This window comes from Jiangella mangrovi, from assembly GCF_014204975.1.
Lineage (GTDB): Bacteria > Actinomycetota > Actinomycetes > Jiangellales > Jiangellaceae > Jiangella > Jiangella mangrovi.
This window is the reverse complement of record NZ_JACHMM010000001.1, coordinates 1229089-1244347: the sequence shown is the minus strand read 5'-3', so window position 1 is coordinate 1244347 and position 15259 is coordinate 1229089. Positions and strand designations below refer to the sequence as shown.

Genomic DNA, 15259 nt, shown 5'->3' with positions numbered 1-15259 from the left:
AATCACGTGAATCATCAGGAGATATGAAGTCATGAATCGCGGAATCCCGCGGCGGTTGCTGGCCGTGGCGGCGGCGACGGGCGCCGGTGTGCTCGCGTTCGCCGGCACCGCCCCGCCGGCGGCCGCCACCGACGACCTCACCAACGGCCTGACCGACCTGACGGAGCTGGTCGACCTGTCGGCCGCCGAGTTGGTGGCCGAGACGCTCGAGACCGCCGCCGACCGCGTCGGCCTCGCCGCCGACGCCGTCCGCGAGCTCGTGGAGTCCGGTGCGGCCGTCGTCGGTGCCAGCGGCGTGCTGTCGTACACCGACGAGTTCGAGGCTCCTGACGACCACGCCGGCGAGTCGGAGCCGGCGGCGCCTGTCGCGGACGTCCCGGGCGACCCCGCCGGCGGTTCCCGGCCCGGCGCGCCGTACACCGTCTACCTCGACTTCGACGGCGCCACCATCCGGAACACGGAGTGGAACCGCTACTACGAGCAGGACGTGTTCGAGCTCGCCCCCAACGCGGCCGCCGCCGACGCCGCGTACGTGTACCAGGTGTGGGCGCGTGTGGCCGAGGACTACGCGCCGTTCGACGTCAACGTCACCACCACGGACCCCGGCGCCGACGCGCTGCACAAGACCTCGCCCGACGACGACGAGTACGGCATGACGGCGGTCGTCACCGACACCACGGACATCGAGCCGGCGGTCGACGCCAGCGGCCGTGCGTGGGCGGGCGGGTTCGGCAACGCGTTCCTGTCGCCGGCCATGATCTTCGCGCCGGTCGCGCGCGACAGCAACGCGCCCGACGTCGGCAACGTCGTGTCGCACGAGGTCGGCCACACGTTCGGCCTGAACCACGACGGCATCGGCGACGACGAGTACTACGGCGACACGCAGGCCGACCCGGCCTCGCTCTGGGGCCCGATCATGGGCGCCCCGTGGTCCGCGCCGCTGTCGCAGTGGTCGCCCGGCGACTACGCCGGCGCCAGCCGCCCCGGCGAGGACGACCTCGCCGAGATCACCGCCACAGGCACGGTTCTGCAGACCTTCATGGTCTACGACGGCGACCAGATGTGGCTGGACTCCTACTGCACCGACGCCGAGGACCCCGACGACCCGCAGCCCGGCGACAGCGTCTTCAAGCCGAACGCCCAGGGCACCTGCGACCCCGCCGGCGACCCGCTCACGCTCGAGTTCCACTACGCCGACCGCGCCGCCTACGCCGCCGACGACCACGGCGACGGGCTCGACGAGGCGACCGCGCTCGACAACGCGACCGGCCAGTTCAGCGCCACCGGCGTCATCGGCAGCTCCGGCGAGCGCGACGTGTTCACGTTCGTCACCGACGGCGGCCCGGTCACCGCCACGGCCGAGGGCGCCACCGTCGGCCAGAACCTCGACCTGCGCCTCGAGCTCATCGACGGCGCCGGCGAGCGCGTCGGCGACGCGGCCCCCGAGTCGGGCACCGACCCCGCCAGCCCGCCCACGGACCGCACCGCCTCCGGGCTCGACGCCCAGCTCGAGGCCGAGGTCGAGGCCGGCGTCTACTACCTCCGCGTCAGCGGCGTCGGCCAGGGCGACCCCGCCGGCAACACCGCGAGCAACGGCTCCGGCTACACCGACTACGGCAGCCTCGGCAACTACACCGTCAGCGGAACGGCCGCCGCGTTCGAGGCCGCGCCCATCACGATCATCTCGCCCGAGGACGGCGACGAGGTCCAGTCCACGCCGGTCGAGATCACCGGGTCGGCGGAGCCCGGCTCGACGGTCACGCTCACCGTCGGCGACGAGCCCGCCGGTCAGGGCAGCACGGACGACGAGGGCACGTGGAGCATCGTGCTCACCACGGACCTGCCGTTCGGCGAGTCCACCGTCACCGCGCAGCAGACCGTCGGCGACATCGAGGTGCCCGAGACCGCGTCGGTCACCGTCGTCGTGCCGGTCGGCCCGCCGACCATCACGCGGCCGGTCGACGGCGACACCGCCACCACCGCGACACCGACGTTCAGCGGCGAGGGCATCCCCGGCGCCGTCGTCGAGCTGAGCATCACCTGCGGCGAGGACACCTGGTCCGGCAGCACCGAGGTGAACGGCGAGGGCGCCTGGGCGTTCACGCCGGGCTCGGAGCTGCCCAACGGCCAGTGCTCGGTGAGCGCCGTCCAGTCGATCAACGGCGCCACCTCCGCGCAGACCGACTCGCTCACCTTCACCGTCGACGTCGCGACCGGCGACGACGGGTCCGGCGGCGGTGACGACGGCTCCGAGGACGGTGGCGACGACGGCGACGAGGACGGCTCCGACCTGCCCGACACCGGCACGGCGGCCAACCGGATGATCCTGGCCGTGGGCGTGGTCCTGCTCACCCTGGGCGCCGCCCTGTACACGCGCACCCGGCGGACCGTCACCGGCTGAGCGTCGCCGGCTGCCGCGCTCGCTGACGCCGCTGGCGAAACCTGCGGGGGCGCTCGTGCGTCAGACCTGGTGAAGGAGGTCTGACGCACATGGCCGACTCCACCGCGAAGCAGCGCCGCACCACCGTGCTGGCTGTGGCGGCCGCCCTCGTGCTGGTGGCGGTCGCCGTCATGGCGGCGGTCTGGCTGACCAGCCGTTCCGGGGATGACGACGATGGCGCCGACGGTGGCGCGGTGGCGGTGCCGTCGGACCCGCCCGCGCCGACCACGGGCACGCTCGCGCCGGGCGGCCAGGACGACCTGCTGCCGGAGCCGATGGGCGGGCAGGAGGCCATCGACGCGCTGGGCGAACGGCTCGAGCACGTGGCCGAGCTCAACGGCATGACCCCCGCCGACCTGCGCGACGCGCTGCTCACCACCGCGAGCCTGAAGGTCGCGCCGAGCGGCCGGCTGCTCTACGACGACGAGATGACGCCTCCGCCCACGCCGCGCTGAGGGCGGACATAGGATGAGATCGTGAAGGCATCGGAGCAGGTTGATGCCGTCGTCGTCGGGTCCGGCCCGAACGGGCTGGCGGCGGCCGTGGTGCTCGCCAGGGCCGGCCTGGGGGTCCAGGTCTTCGAGGCGCAGCGGACCATCGGCGGCGGCGCTCGCACCCTCGACCTCGGGCTGGCGCCCGGCATCGTCCACGACATCTGCTCGGCGGTGCACCCCATGGCGGCCGCGTCGCCGTTCTTCCGCGCCTTCGACCTCACCGCCCGCGGCGTGCGGCTGAACTACCCCGACGTCTCCTACGCCCAGCCGCTCGACGGCGGCCGCGCCGGCATCGCCTACCGCGACCTCGACCGCACCGTCGAGGGCCTCGGCGCCGACGGCCCCTCGTGGCGGCGGCTCATGCGCCCGCTCGTGCGGCACTCTCCCGCCGTCGTCGAGCTGGCGCTGTCCGACCGCCGCAGCCTGCCGCCCGACCTGCTGACGTCGGCGCAGTTCGCGCTCAGCATGCTCGAGCAGGGCAGCGCGCTGGGCAAGGTCCGCTGGAAGGACGAGGTCGCGCCGTCGCTGCTCATGGGCGTCGCGGCACACGCCATCTCGCGCATCCCCACCCTCACGGCGGCCGGCACCGCGCTCTCGCTGGGCGCGCTGGCGCACTCGCCGGGCTGGCCGCTGCCGGTCGGTGGCAGCCAGGCCATCGTCGACGCCCTGGTGGCCGACCTCGAGGCGCACGGCGGCACCGTCCACACCGGGGTCGAGGTCACCTCGATGGCGCAGCTGCCGCAGGCGCGCGCCTACCTGTTCGACACCAACCCGTGGATCCTGGCCCGCATCCTGGGCGACGAGCTGTCGTCGCGCTACCGCCGCGCCATCGACCGGTTCAAGGCGGGCAACGCCGCCGCCAAGGTCGACTTCGTGCTCTCCGGCCCGGTGCCGTGGGCGCACCCCGAGGTCCGGCGGGCCGGCACCATCCACGTCGGCGGCACCCTGGCCGAGATGTCGGAGGCCGAGGCCGAGGTGGCCGCCGGCCGGCACGCCGATCGCCCCATGATCCTCGCCTCCGACCCCGCCGTCTTCGACTCCGGGCGCGAGGTGGCCGGGCTGCGGCCCTTCTGGACCTACGCCCACGTGCCCGCCGGCTCGAGCATCGACGTCGGCGACGCGGTGCAGGCTCAGATCGAGCGGTTCGCCCCCGGCTTCGGCGACCTCGTCGTCGAGCGGCACACCATCCCGGCGGCGAAGATGGCCGACCACAACGCCAACTACCGCGACGGCGACATCGCCGCGGGCGCCATGAACCTGTGGCAGATCTTCGCCCGGCCCAGCATCAAGTGGAACCCGTTCGCCACCCCCGTGCCCGGCGTCTACCTCTGCTCCGGCTCGACGCCGCCTGGCCCTGCGGTGCACGGCATGGGTGGCCTCTACGCCGCCAAGCGAGCGCTCGAGGCCCGGTTCGGCATCAAGAAAGTGCCGTCGCTCGCGCCCTGAGGTTCTTGTCGGGGTGCGTGTGGTTGCGTGGGGTTCCCCCGTCCCCTGCTGCCCATTCTCTTGGCCGCGCACCTGCGCCTCAAGCGGACCGATGGCGCTTCGCGCGGAGGGACCGCTTGACCCGCAGACGCGCGGCCTAAGAACGGGCAGCTATCGGGGGACGGGGGGAGTCTGGCGACGGTGCGGCGTCGCGACGTCACTTGCGCCGGCCGACTTCACTACGGAGAACCGTCCTCTTCGCTCCGGCAGGGTCGCAGAAGACGGTTTGGGCTAGTGAAGTCGGTCGTGGCTGGTGAAGTCGGGCCGTGGTGCTGTCGGGAGGGACTTTTCCTCGCTATGGCGGGGAGAACTCCCTCCTGACGACCCCATCGCGGTCCACGATGTGGGATTTGGGGGCGTTTCTGGGCCGCCCACCAGGCCTACTCGAGCCTCAACACGCCTGCAACCGTGTTGAGGCTCGGGTAAGCCTCGTGATGTGGGCGATCCTTGATGATCATCGCTGTCCACACCCCAGCGACACAGCACAGCACCGCGCGAGGCGAGCCCACCTCAACCCCGGCAGAACCTCAAACCCCCGGCCGAGCCTCAGGCGGCGCCCGACGGGACCGGAGGACGCCGGCGGACCCCGCCGATCAGGCGCTGCGCGAACGGCACCAGCCGCTCCAGCGGCAGGAACGCCAGCCAGCAGATGACCGTCGGCAGGAAGTGGATGCCGAGGGCCAGGTAGGTCATCAGGTGGAAGCCGGCGAACGTGACGACCGCGAGGTAGAGCGCCCGACCCTTGAGCCAGAGCACGACCGGCGACAGGAACTCGATGAGGATCAGGCCCCATTGGGCGATGATCAGCAGCCATGGGTAGTCGATGGTCCAGCGGACGAGGTCGGACCCGCGCCGCATGATCGCCCAGATGAACACGGCGCCGTTGGCCCAGGCGGCCGGCGACCCGCTGCGCACCCATTTCACGACGGCCGACGCGAAGTAGGTCGCGATGGTCGCCACCTGGATGCAGCGGAACGCCCAGCCGGCGCTCTCGCTGCTGTCGCGGTCGGTGAACCGGGCCCGGCCGATGGTCGGCAGCACCACGACGGCCACCATGAGGGCCAGGTGGTCGTGCGACACGTAGCCGTAGCCCTGGCTGAACACCATCCACTGGAAGTAGGCCAGCGCGACCACCCAGCCCGCGACCCGCGGCAGGAACCCCGTCGCCGCGACCAGGCAGCCCACGATCAGGACGATCTGCAAGGTATGCGCCAGCACCAGCGACGGCTCGGGGAGCGGCAGGACCCGGCCCACCCACGTGGGGTGGTAGAGGCCCGGCGCGTGCGCCATGGGGATGACGTCGTTGGTGAGCCGGAAGATGTCGTACAGCACGAACAGGTAGATGGCGACCCGCAGCACGGCGACGCGGGCCAGCGGGACCGGCCGGGACCACCACCCCACGACGGCGCGACCCGCGCGCCCGGCGCGGCTCATCGGCGCACCTCCCAGGTGGTGAGCTCCTCGACGTCCGGGTCGCCCTGCTGGATGCCGTCCTTCAGCTGGTAGGTGTCGCGCATGACGTACAGCCGCACGTACGGGTCGGCCCCGGGGTGCAGCTCGGTCCAGGCGTCGGCGATGGACTGCAGCAGGGACGGGTCGTCGACGATGCGGTTCAGCTGGGACTCGATGTCAGCGCGCCCGACGCCCACGCCCTGCGGGTTCAGCGGGACGCGAACGTGCTCGCCGCCCTCGGTGTCGGCCATCATGTAGACGGAGCGGACGGTGCCGTCGAGGTCGCGCGGGGTGGCGTACTGCGACAGCGATCCGAGCGGGAAGTAGTCGTTGGTGTCCTGGAGCTGGCCCATGGTCAGGATCACCAGGGCCACGCCGGTGACGCCGAGCCGCCACACCAGGCCCCGCCGGGAAAGACGCCGGACGGCCGGTTCGGAACTCACAGCGCGCGAGTATACGGGGTATAGGGACACGCTTGCACTCTCCTAGGCAGAGTGCTAAACACGTAGTTAGCACTCTCAAGGTGAGAGTGACAGGACTTCGGATCGGCGAGGCCGCAGGTGTCCCGGTGACATGAGCCGGGAGCCGGCGGCCGTCCGTCGCGGGCGTCGAGCCGGAACTTCCACCCGCTATGGGAGGACCAGGAACCCATGCCAAAGATCATTGCCTTTGACGAAGAGGCGCGGCGTGGCCTCGAGCGCGGCATGAACTCTCTCGCCGACGCCGTCAGGGTCACCCTCGGCCCCAAGGGTCGCAACGTCGTTCTGGAGAAGAAGTGGGGCGCCCCCACCATCACCAACGACGGTGTGTCGATCGCCAAGGAGATCGAGCTCGAGGACCCGTGGGAGAAGATCGGGGCCGAGCTCGTCAAGGAGGTCGCGAAGAAGACCGACGACGTGGCCGGTGACGGCACGACGACGGCGACCGTCCTCGCCCAGGCGCTGGTCCGCGAGGGCCTGCGCAACGTGGCCGCGGGCGCCAACCCGATCGCGCTGAAGCGCGGCATCGAGCGGGCCGTCGAGGCCATCGCCGAGCAGCTGCTGTCGACGGCGCGCGAGGTCGAGACCAAGGAGCAGATCGCCGCCACCGCGTCGATCTCCGCCGGCGACTCGCAGATCGGCGAGCTCATCGCCGAGGCGATGGACAAGGTCGGCAAGGAAGGCGTCATCACCGTCGAGGAGAGCAACACCTTCGGCCTCGAGCTCGAGCTCACCGAGGGCATGCGCTTCGACAAGGGCTACATCTCGGGCTACTTCGTCACCGATCCGGAGCGCCAGGAGGCCGTCCTCGAGGACGCCTACGTGCTGCTGGTCGAGTCGAAGATCTCGAGCGTCAAGGACCTGCTCCCGCTCCTCGAGAAGGTCATGCAGGGCGGCAAGCCGCTGCTGATCATCGCCGAGGACCTCGAGGGCGAGGCCCTGGCCACGCTGGTGGTCAACAAGATCCGTGGCACGTTCAAGTCCACCGCCGTCAAGGCTCCGGGCTTCGGCGACCGCCGCAAGGCCATGCTGCAGGACATCGCCATCCTGACCGGTGGCCAGGTCATCAGCGAGACCGTCGGCCTCAAGCTCGAGACCGCGACGCTGGACCTGCTGGGCCAGGCCCGCAAGGTCGTCGTCACCAAGGACGAGACCACCATCGTCGAGGGTGCGGGCGACCCGGACCAGATCGCCGGCCGCGTCTCGCAGATCCGTGCCGAGATCGAGAACTCCGACTCCGACTACGACCGCGAGAAGCTGCAGGAGCGGCTCGCCAAGCTGGCCGGCGGCGTTGCCGTCATCAAGGCCGGCGCGGCCACCGAGGTCGAGCTGAAGGAGCGCAAGCACCGCATCGAGGACGCCGTGCGCAACGCCAAGGCGGCCGTCGAGGAGGGCATCGTCGCCGGTGGTGGCGTCGCTCTCATCCAGGCCGGTGCGGCCGCGTTCGAGAAGCTCGAGCTCGAGGGCGACGAGGCCACTGGTGCCAACATCGTCAAGGTTGCCGTCGAGGCGCCGCTGAAGCAGATCGCCGTCAACGCCGGTCTCGAGGGCGGGGTCGTGGCCGAGAAGGTGCGCGGCCTGCCGGTCGGGCACGGCCTCAACGCCGCCACGGGCGAGTACGTCGACATGCTCGGCGAGGGCATCAACGACCCGGTCAAGGTGACGCGCTCCGCGCTGCAGAACGCCGCCTCGATCGCCGGTCTGTTCCTCACCACCGAGGCCGTCGTCGCGGACAAGCCGGAGAAGGCTGCTGCCGCTCCGGCCGACCCCAGCGGTGGCATGGGCGGCATGGACTTCTGAGTCCGGCCGCACCACCCGCACCACAGAACGAGGGCGGTACCCCGGCTCCGGCCGGCGGTACCGCCCTCGCTCCGTCTACGGGGTCGCGACGGCGTCGGCTGCCCGCAGGTAGCGGGCGGCCTGGCGGCGCAGGTGGTCGGCGAACTCGGGCGGGTCGAGGACGTCGAAGTCGACGTCGAGCATGGTGAGGTAGGCGGCGATCATCTCGTAGCTGTCGGCGCCGGGGTGGATGAGGCAGGTGCCCTCGCCCTCGGGTTCGACGGTGACGACCGACGGCAGCCTGCCCGCTACCGCGGACGCCGGGGCATGCAGCCGCAGCCGGACGCGGTAGCGCCAGAGCGCGGCATCGAGGCCGCGGGTGACGAAGTCGGCGACGTCGCCGCCGGGGGCCTCGCGCGGGGCGAACCGCGGCCCGGTCGGGATCTTCGGCGTCATCCGGTCGACGCGGAAGGTGCGCCAGTCGGCGCGGGCGACGTCCCAGGCGACCAGGTACCAGCGGCGGCCGCGGTTGACCAGTCGGTGCGGCTCGACCTCGCGTCGCGACGAGGCGCCGTCGTGGCCGACGTAGTCGAAGCGCAGCCGTTCGTGGTCGCGGACGGTGGCCGCGATGGCCGTCAGCACGTCGGGCTCGACCGTCGGCCCGCCGGCCGGCAGCGGCACCGTCGCGGACGAGAGCGCCGCCACCCGGTGCCGCAGCCGCGCCGGCAGCACCTGCTCGAGCTTCGCCAGCGCCCGCACCGACGTCTCCTCGATGCCGGTGACCGACCCGCCCGCCGCGGTCCGCAGCCCGACGGCGACGGCGACCGCCTCCTCGTCGTCGAGGAGCAGCGGCGGCATGTCCGCCCCGGAGCCCAGCCGGTAGCCGCCGGACACGCCGGGCGTGGAGTCGACGGGGTAGCCGAGCGTCCGCAGCCGCTCGACGTCGCGGCGCACGGTCCGGACAGCGACGCCCAGCCGGTCGGCGAGGTCGGCACTGGCCCAGTCGCGCCGGAGTTGCAGCAGCGACAGAAGCCGCAGCAGCCGGGCCGAGGTCTCCACCATGTCCGTGATTCTCGCATCGATTGCGGCCCGTAACTGGCCGCGATTGCCGAGACCGTAGGGGCATGACGAACTCCACCGAGATCCGCTCCTTCCGCATCGACATCACCGACGCCGACCTCGAGGACCTGCGCACCCGCCTCGCGAACACCCGCTGGCCGGCCGAGGTCGCCGGCACCGGCTGGGAGCGCGGCGTCCCCGTCGGCTACCTGAAGGACCTGGCCGCGAACTGGCGCGACGGGTTCGACTGGCGCGCCGCCGAGGCCGAGCTGAACGCCCACCCGCAGTTCGTCACCACCGTCGACGGCCAGGACTTCCACTTCCTGCACGTCCGGTCGGCGAACGAGGACGCGACGCCGCTGCTGCTGATGCACGGCTGGCCGAGCTCCGTCGTCGAATTCCTCGACCTGATCCCGCTGCTCACCGACGAGTTCCACCTGGTGATCCCGTCGCTGCCCGGCTTCGGCTTCTCGACGCTGTCCGGGCCGGGCTGGGGCAACCTGTTCCGGGTGTCCGGCGCGATCGCCGAGCTGATGACCCGGCTGGGCTACGAGCGGTTCGCGGCCCAGGGCGGCGACGTCGGCGCGGGCGTGGTCGGCATGCTGGCGATGCTGCACCCGCGGCGCGTCATCGGCACGCACGTCAACGGCCCGGCGCCGTACCCGTTCGGCCCGCCGGTCGAGCTGGACGGGCTGAGCGACGCCGAGAAGGTGCGGGCCGAGCGGTTCAACGCCTTCCGCGAGGACGGCATCGGCTACCTCGTGCAGCAGGCGACCCGGCCGCAGACGCTGGCCTACGGCCTCGCCGACTCGCCGGTCGAGCAGCTCGCGTGGATCGCGGAGAAGTTCCGCGAGTGGACCGACCCCGCCGCCGAGCTGCCCGAGGACGCCGTCGGCCGCGACCGGCTGCTCACCAACGTCAGCCTGTACTGGTTCACCGGCACCGGCGCCACCGCGGCGCACGTCGTCTACGAGGGCATGCAGGCGTTCAAGGAGTTCATGGCCAGTGCGGGCGAGCAGCACGACGGCGACCAGCAGTGGAACGCCGACGCGCCACCCCCGCCGCCCGGCGCGGTCGCCGTCTTCGCCGCGGACAACTCCATCCGGCACCTCGTCGACCCCATGGGCACGGTGGTGCGGTGGACGGAGTTCGACCGCGGCGGCCACTTCGCCGCGCAGGAGGTGCCGGAGCTGCTCGCCGCCGACGTCAGGGAGTTCTTCGCGTCGCTGCGCTGAACGAGCCGAGCGTGCCGGGCGAACGGACCTGGTATTCTAGGTAAACAGAAGGTGAACAACACCTGACTCAAAAGTGGCCAAAGGAGCGGACATGGTGACGATGACGCAGGTCCAGCGCCCCGCACTCGTGGCCCGCTGGGTGACGGTGACCGACATCTCCGGTCGTCAGCGGGCGGAGTTGCGCTGGGTCGCCGTCGATGGTGTGCGGCACGCTCAGGTGCGGGCGGCCTGACCGGTCTACAACGCCCCCAGGGGCGCGACCGGCCGGCCGGTCTTCTCGCACACCCACTGCGGATCGGGCCCGAGTTCGGGCTCGATCCGCAGTTCGTGCGGCTCCTCCTCGGTGCACGGCACGCATGAGGGCCATCGACCCACCCCGGTGTCGAGCAATCGGTCCTGCACGTCCTGGGCGAGCTGGCCGGCCACGAACGGCGCGCCGTCGGGCCACTGCTCCACCCACCAGCGCCGCTCGGTGAGAGCGGCGTCGAGGACGTCGACCGCGGCGGCGACGTCGAGTCCGCGCGCGCCGAGGTCGCGCAGGACCAGCGCCCGCGCCACGAGCACGACGTCGTCGACCACGCACCGATGGTGCCACGCCGCGCCCCGGAGCTGGCACACTGTCCCCGTGCGTCCGCTCCTGGAGGTCATCGCCCTGGGTCCGGGCGACGTGCCCGGTGCGGTCGAAGGGGGCGCCGACCGTCTCGAGGTCGTCGCCGACATGGACTCCGACGGCCTGACCCCGTCCCTCGAGACCGTCCGCGACCTCAAGCGCGCCTGCGACCTGCCGTTGCGGGTCATGCTGCGCGCCAACGACGGGTTCTCGACCAGCGGCTCCGAGCTGGCCCGGCTGCGCATCGCCGCGTACCAGCTGGCCAACGCGGGTGCCGACGGGTTCGTCCTCGGCTTCCTGGGCCTCAACGCCGAGATCGACGTCGAGGCCACGCTGGCCCTGTCCGAGGAGCTCGACGGGCGTCCCTGGACGTTCCACCGCGCCATCGACCACTGCCTCGACCTGAACGAGGCGTGGGAGGTCGTGCCCGGGCTGCCCGGCCTCGACGCCGTCCTGACCGCCGGATCCGCGCGCGGCGTCGGCTCCGGCCTCGACGAGCTGTGCACGCGCGCGACGGGGTCGGCTCGCGCGGCGAGCGTCATCATGGCCGGTGGCGGGCTCGAGGCGGACCACGTGCCGTGGCTGGCGCGCGCCGGCGTCCGCCAGTTCCACGTCGGCAGCCGGGTCCGGCCGGGCGGTTCCTGGAAGGCCTACGTCGACGCCGCCCTGGTGCGGTCGTGGCGCATCCTCGTCGACGACGCCGTGGCGGCGGCCCTGTGAGCGCCGGGCAGGGCGCGGCCGCATGATCATGGTCGATCCACCGGCCTGGCCGGGCCACGGCCGGCTCTGGTCGCACCTGGCGTCCGACGAGTCGTTCGAGGAGTTGCACGAGTTCGCCGTCGCCCTCGGTCTGCCCGCCCGTGGCTTCGACGGCGACCACTACGATCTGCCGGCCGCGGACTACCAGCGCGCCGTCGACGCGGGTGCGGTCGAGATGAGCAGCCGCGATCTGGTGGCTCGGCTCATCGCGGCCGGCCTGCGCCGCCGCAAGCTGCGCTAGACATCTCTAACGGCGGGCGGCGGCCAGTGCCGTCAGCTCGTCGCGGTGCCGGTCGAGGTACTGGTGCACCCGCTCGCGGGAGTCGGCCCAGTCGCCGTGCAGCATCGGCGACGGTTCCTCGGTCAGCGTGAGCTCATGGGTGTCGGGGTCGATGAGCAGGTCGACGGAGAGCTTGCCGCCAGCGGTCTCGCGGGCGAGGTCGGCGTGGAAGTCGCCGGCCACGAAGGCGAGGTCGTCGGGCTCCGGGAACTGCACCTGGCCGAGCACGCCGCCGTCGTCGACGATGACGACATGCGACATGGCGCGGTCGGGCAGGCCGTCGGCCGCGAGCTCGCACTCCCAGCGGCAGACGATGCGCAGCCAGCCGGCGGGCGCCGACCGGCGGTAGACGGCGATGATCTCGGCGAGCGTGCGTTCCTGCTCCGGTGTCACGTCAGGACCCTACCTAACCTGGTCTATTGGCGAAATCGAACTCGCGCAGCTCTCCGTCGACCCAGGTCTGTACCCGGAAGGAGTCCGGCCGCGTCGTCGTGTTGTCCGGCCGGTACCGGGGCACGATGTCGACCTGGACGGCCTGGTTGTTGCCCAGCGCCTCGCGCAGATAGCGCTCCATCTGCGCGTAGCGGCCCTGGTTGAGGTTGGCCAGGCCGTCGCCCAGCGGTTTGCCGTTGCCCGGCACCACGTTGAGGCGGTTGGTCGGCCCGCCCAGGGAGTCGGCGAGGATGTGGAAGCCGACGTCGCCGTCGATGCCCTCGTGCCCGATGCCCCGCTGCACCCCCGGGGCGCGGCCGGCGGCGGATCCCGACGGGCTGCCGCTGACCCGGATGGGCCGGCCCAGCGAGTCGGTCTCCCAGGCGACGCCGTTGAACACGTACCGTGCGTTCGGGTGGGCGCTGTTGGCCGCGCGGTTGAACGCGGCCAGGTCGCTGAACTCGAACGTCGGCAGCTCGACGCCGTCGGCGCGGGCCATCATGGTGACGTTGTCGAAGCCGGTCGGGAAACTGTCGAGCCGGCCGAGGATGGTCAGCTCCTGGGCGGTGAGGGCCCGGCGGGTCCACTTCCCGCCGGTGGCGCCCCAGCCGAGGAACGGGATCAGCGCCGCCCCGGACAGCCCAGCGTCGATGACGTTGCCCTCGGCGGCGTACCAGACGGCGTTGATCGCGTCGGCCGGCTCGCCCACGACCGGGATGAGCCCGAGGCCGTCGAGGACCAGGTGCCCGATCTCGGAGAACCAGTTCGTGTCGTCGCCGCGGGCCTCGATCTCCTCGGCCTTCATGGTGACGACGGCGTGCGCGTCGGCGGCGATGTCGGCGCTGATGACGTCGCCGCCCTCGAACGGCGTCATGGCCGTGGCGATCGCCTCGCGCGCGCCGGCGCCGTCGTCGACCGGCCAGCGCCGCCGCGCGATCAGGTACTCCATGAACGCGTTGACCTGGGCGGTCTCGCCGTCGGCCTCGATGTCGATGACCTCGCCGCTGCCGAACAGGTAGTGCCCGGCCTGGGGGTTGCGCCCGACGGCGGCCAGCAGCCCGGCCAGCGGGTCGAAGTACTCCGACCACCCGGACGGGGCGCCCTCGTCGTCGCCGTGCACCGGGTCGATGGCGCCGGCCAGCTGGCCCGTGCCGTCCGACGAGCGGTTCTGCCACATGTGGTCTTCGTCGACGTCGCGCTCGTAGAAGTAGACGCCCTCGGTGACGGTGGTGAGGAAGTCCGTCGACCAGGACCCGCGCGAGATCACCAGGCTCAGCGCGCCGGCCTGGCCGAGCTCGGCCGGGTTCTCCTCGACGATGGCGTCGAGCCACCGCAGCGCGTAGTCGTCGTCGAGCGCGAGGTCGCCGGTGTTCTGCGTCGCCATGCCCAGCGTGGTGCCGAGGCCGTCGAGCAGCGCCTCGTAGCCGGTGTCGAACTCCTCGATGGCCTCGAGGTCGCTCTGCATCATCGACGGCATGACCCGGCGCTGCGACGACAGCGACAGGATGATCTCGGAGACCTCTTCGGGGCTGACCTCCTGCGCCAGCCGCTGCGCGAAGTACGGGTCGGTGGCGTTGTCGGCGAGCAGGTCCAGCAGTTCCTCGGGGATCTCGCCGTCGTCGAAGTCCTCGATCAGCTCGGCGGCGCGGTCGGCCCGCTCGCGCGCCTCCTCGGGCGTCGCGGTGGAGATCGTGGACTCGTCGATCTGCGCGTACGTCTGGATGCCCGGCGTCTGCGCCTCGACGTGCCGGGCCAACGCGAGCCGACGGCGCAGGCCCGGCAGCTCGCCGTCGATCCAGCTGAGCACGCCGTTGAGGCGGTCGAGCTCGTCGGTGGACAGCCAGACGTCGGTGAGGTGCCCGCGGACGCTGCCGGCCCGGCTCTCCAGCTCGGTGGACGCGTTCTCCATGGCGCGGATCAGCCCGGCCATCTGCTCCAGGTCGATCGACGCCGTGCTCATCGCAGGTTCCGCCAGTGCGTCTGCCAGGAGTTCGGCGGGACCTCGGCGGGCTGGCCGTCGATGGCGGTCTGGTAGGTCTGCAGGACGCCCTCGGCGGCGGTGCCGCACGTGGTGACATGGCCGGTGAGCTCGGTGAAGAAGGTGTCGGCGGCGGTGCTGATCCAGGCGCCGGCGTTCATGGCGGCGACGGCGTCGTCGAGCTCCGCGGCGAAGTCCTGGGTGAGCGGCCGCGACTGCTCGCGGCGTCCGGCGATGGCAGCCCGGTACGGGTTCGCGACGGTGGTCTCCTCGTCGGTGTTCACGACGAGCTTCCTGCCGGGCGGGCCGGCGGCCGCGGGCCGTGCTCGGCCACCCAGCGGTCGAGGTAGGTCTCGAACCGGCCCATCGACTCCTCGTCGAGGACGCCGCGGGAGCGCTTGGGCGGGTCGTACCCGAGCTCCACGCGGAACGTGCCGTCCTGGTCGACCTCGAGGTCGAGGACGGTCCAGGCGTGGTCCGGCTCGTCCGCGGCGGCCATGGCGTGCAGCTGCGCGACGAGGTCATAGAGCGGCTCGTCGTAGCCGACCTGCCCGAACAGCCAGCGGTCGCCGCCGTCGACCACGGCGAGGGTCAGGTAGTTCAGCGTGATCTCGCCGGTGGGTCCGGGGGAGGCCTCCCAGTTGCCCACCAGCCGCACCCAGCTCGGCGGCGCGACCTCGGCGAACCGGCCCACGATGCGTTCGAGTCGCTCCTGCTGCTCGGACTTGCCCATGCCGCCCTCTCTGTGCAGGTGCCCGGGTCCGCGGTGGTGTCAGA

Annotated in this window: 16 protein-coding genes; 8 read left to right on the top strand and 8 right to left on the bottom strand. The window is 72.1% G+C overall.

Annotated elements, in window-relative coordinates; all coding sequences use genetic code 11:
* The first annotated feature begins 31 nt into the window (after positions 1–31).
* The 3 genes from HD601_RS05720 to HD601_RS05710 all read left to right on the top strand — a co-directional run bounded on the left by HD601_RS05720 (position 32) and on the right by HD601_RS05710 (position 4380).
* Positions 32–2401, top strand: coding sequence for an Ig-like domain-containing protein (locus HD601_RS05720; protein WP_184820102.1), 2370 nt, complete (start codon positions 32–34; stop codon positions 2399–2401).
* Positions 2402–2490: 89 nt separating this feature from the next.
* Positions 2491–2895, top strand: a complete 405-nt coding sequence (locus HD601_RS05715; protein ID WP_184820100.1) for a hypothetical protein — start codon at positions 2491–2493, stop codon at positions 2893–2895.
* Between the two features lie 21 nt (positions 2896–2916).
* Positions 2917–4380: an NAD(P)-binding protein gene (locus tag HD601_RS05710; protein ID WP_184820098.1), complete on the top strand. Its 1464-nt coding sequence runs from the start codon at positions 2917–2919 to the stop codon at positions 4378–4380.
* A gap of 585 nt (positions 4381–4965) precedes the next feature.
* Here HD601_RS05710 and HD601_RS05705 read toward each other — a convergent pair.
* On the bottom strand, positions 4966–5853 hold the full coding sequence (locus HD601_RS05705; protein WP_184820096.1) for a hypothetical protein: 888 nt from the start codon (positions 5851–5853) through the stop codon (positions 4966–4968).
* Complete coding sequence (locus HD601_RS05700; RefSeq protein WP_184820094.1) at positions 5850–6314, bottom strand: hypothetical protein; 465 nt, start codon at positions 6312–6314, stop codon at positions 5850–5852. The genes HD601_RS05705 and HD601_RS05700 overlap by 4 nt, the downstream gene beginning before the upstream one ends.
* Before the next feature lie 207 nt (positions 6315–6521).
* Between HD601_RS05700 and groL the strand changes: the two genes are divergently transcribed.
* Positions 6522–8150, top strand: a complete 1629-nt coding sequence (gene groL, locus HD601_RS05695) for a chaperonin GroEL (protein WP_184820092.1) — start codon at positions 6522–6524, stop codon at positions 8148–8150.
* A 75-nt stretch (positions 8151–8225) separates the two neighbouring features.
* Here groL and HD601_RS05690 read toward each other — a convergent pair whose 3' ends face one another.
* The gene (locus HD601_RS05690; RefSeq protein WP_184820090.1) at positions 8226–9191 is read right to left on the bottom strand and encodes a helix-turn-helix transcriptional regulator; all 966 of its coding nucleotides are present in this window, start codon (positions 9189–9191) and stop codon (positions 8226–8228) included.
* Between the two features lie 62 nt (positions 9192–9253).
* On the opposite strand from HD601_RS05690, the gene HD601_RS05685 reads away from it, so the two are divergent.
* Both HD601_RS05685 and HD601_RS05680 read left to right on the top strand, forming a co-directional pair.
* On the top strand, positions 9254–10423 hold the full coding sequence (locus tag HD601_RS05685; RefSeq protein WP_184820088.1) for an epoxide hydrolase family protein: 1170 nt from the start codon (positions 9254–9256) through the stop codon (positions 10421–10423).
* 91 nt (positions 10424–10514) lie between these two features.
* Positions 10515–10655 (top strand): hypothetical protein, encoded by a 141-nt coding sequence (locus tag HD601_RS05680; RefSeq protein WP_184820086.1) that lies wholly within the window; start codon positions 10515–10517, stop codon positions 10653–10655.
* 5 nt (positions 10656–10660) lie between these two features.
* Here the strand turns inward: HD601_RS05680 and HD601_RS05675 are convergent, their stop codons facing one another.
* The gene (locus HD601_RS05675; protein ID WP_184820084.1) at positions 10661–11002 is read right to left on the bottom strand and encodes a hypothetical protein; all 342 of its coding nucleotides are present in this window, start codon (positions 11000–11002) and stop codon (positions 10661–10663) included.
* 46 nt (positions 11003–11048) lie between these two features.
* Between HD601_RS05675 and HD601_RS05670 the strand changes: the two genes are divergently transcribed.
* Positions 11049–11753, top strand: a complete 705-nt coding sequence (locus HD601_RS05670; RefSeq protein ID WP_184820082.1) for a copper homeostasis protein CutC — start codon at positions 11049–11051, stop codon at positions 11751–11753.
* 22 nt (positions 11754–11775) lie between these two features.
* Positions 11776–12033, top strand: coding sequence for a DUF4031 domain-containing protein (locus HD601_RS05665; RefSeq protein ID WP_184820080.1), 258 nt, complete (start codon positions 11776–11778; stop codon positions 12031–12033).
* 6 nt (positions 12034–12039) lie between these two features.
* Here the strand turns inward: HD601_RS05665 and HD601_RS05660 are convergent, their stop codons facing one another.
* From HD601_RS05660 to HD601_RS05645, 4 genes are read right to left on the bottom strand one after another with little or no spacing between them, the layout of a single operon-like run.
* On the bottom strand, positions 12040–12465 hold the full coding sequence (locus HD601_RS05660) for a hypothetical protein (RefSeq protein WP_184820078.1): 426 nt from the start codon (positions 12463–12465) through the stop codon (positions 12040–12042).
* A gap of 13 nt (positions 12466–12478) precedes the next feature.
* Positions 12479–14464 (bottom strand): DNA/RNA non-specific endonuclease, encoded by a 1986-nt coding sequence (locus HD601_RS05655; protein WP_184820076.1) that lies wholly within the window; start codon positions 14462–14464, stop codon positions 12479–12481.
* A complete protein-coding gene (locus tag HD601_RS05650; protein WP_184820074.1) occupies positions 14461–14766 on the bottom strand; it encodes a hypothetical protein in 306 nt (101 codons plus the stop codon). The genes HD601_RS05655 and HD601_RS05650 overlap by 4 nt, the downstream gene beginning before the upstream one ends.
* A complete protein-coding gene (locus HD601_RS05645) occupies positions 14763–15215 on the bottom strand; it encodes a hypothetical protein (RefSeq protein WP_184820072.1) in 453 nt (150 codons plus the stop codon). The genes HD601_RS05650 and HD601_RS05645 overlap by 4 nt, the downstream gene beginning before the upstream one ends.
* Positions 15216–15259: the final 44 nt, after the last annotated feature.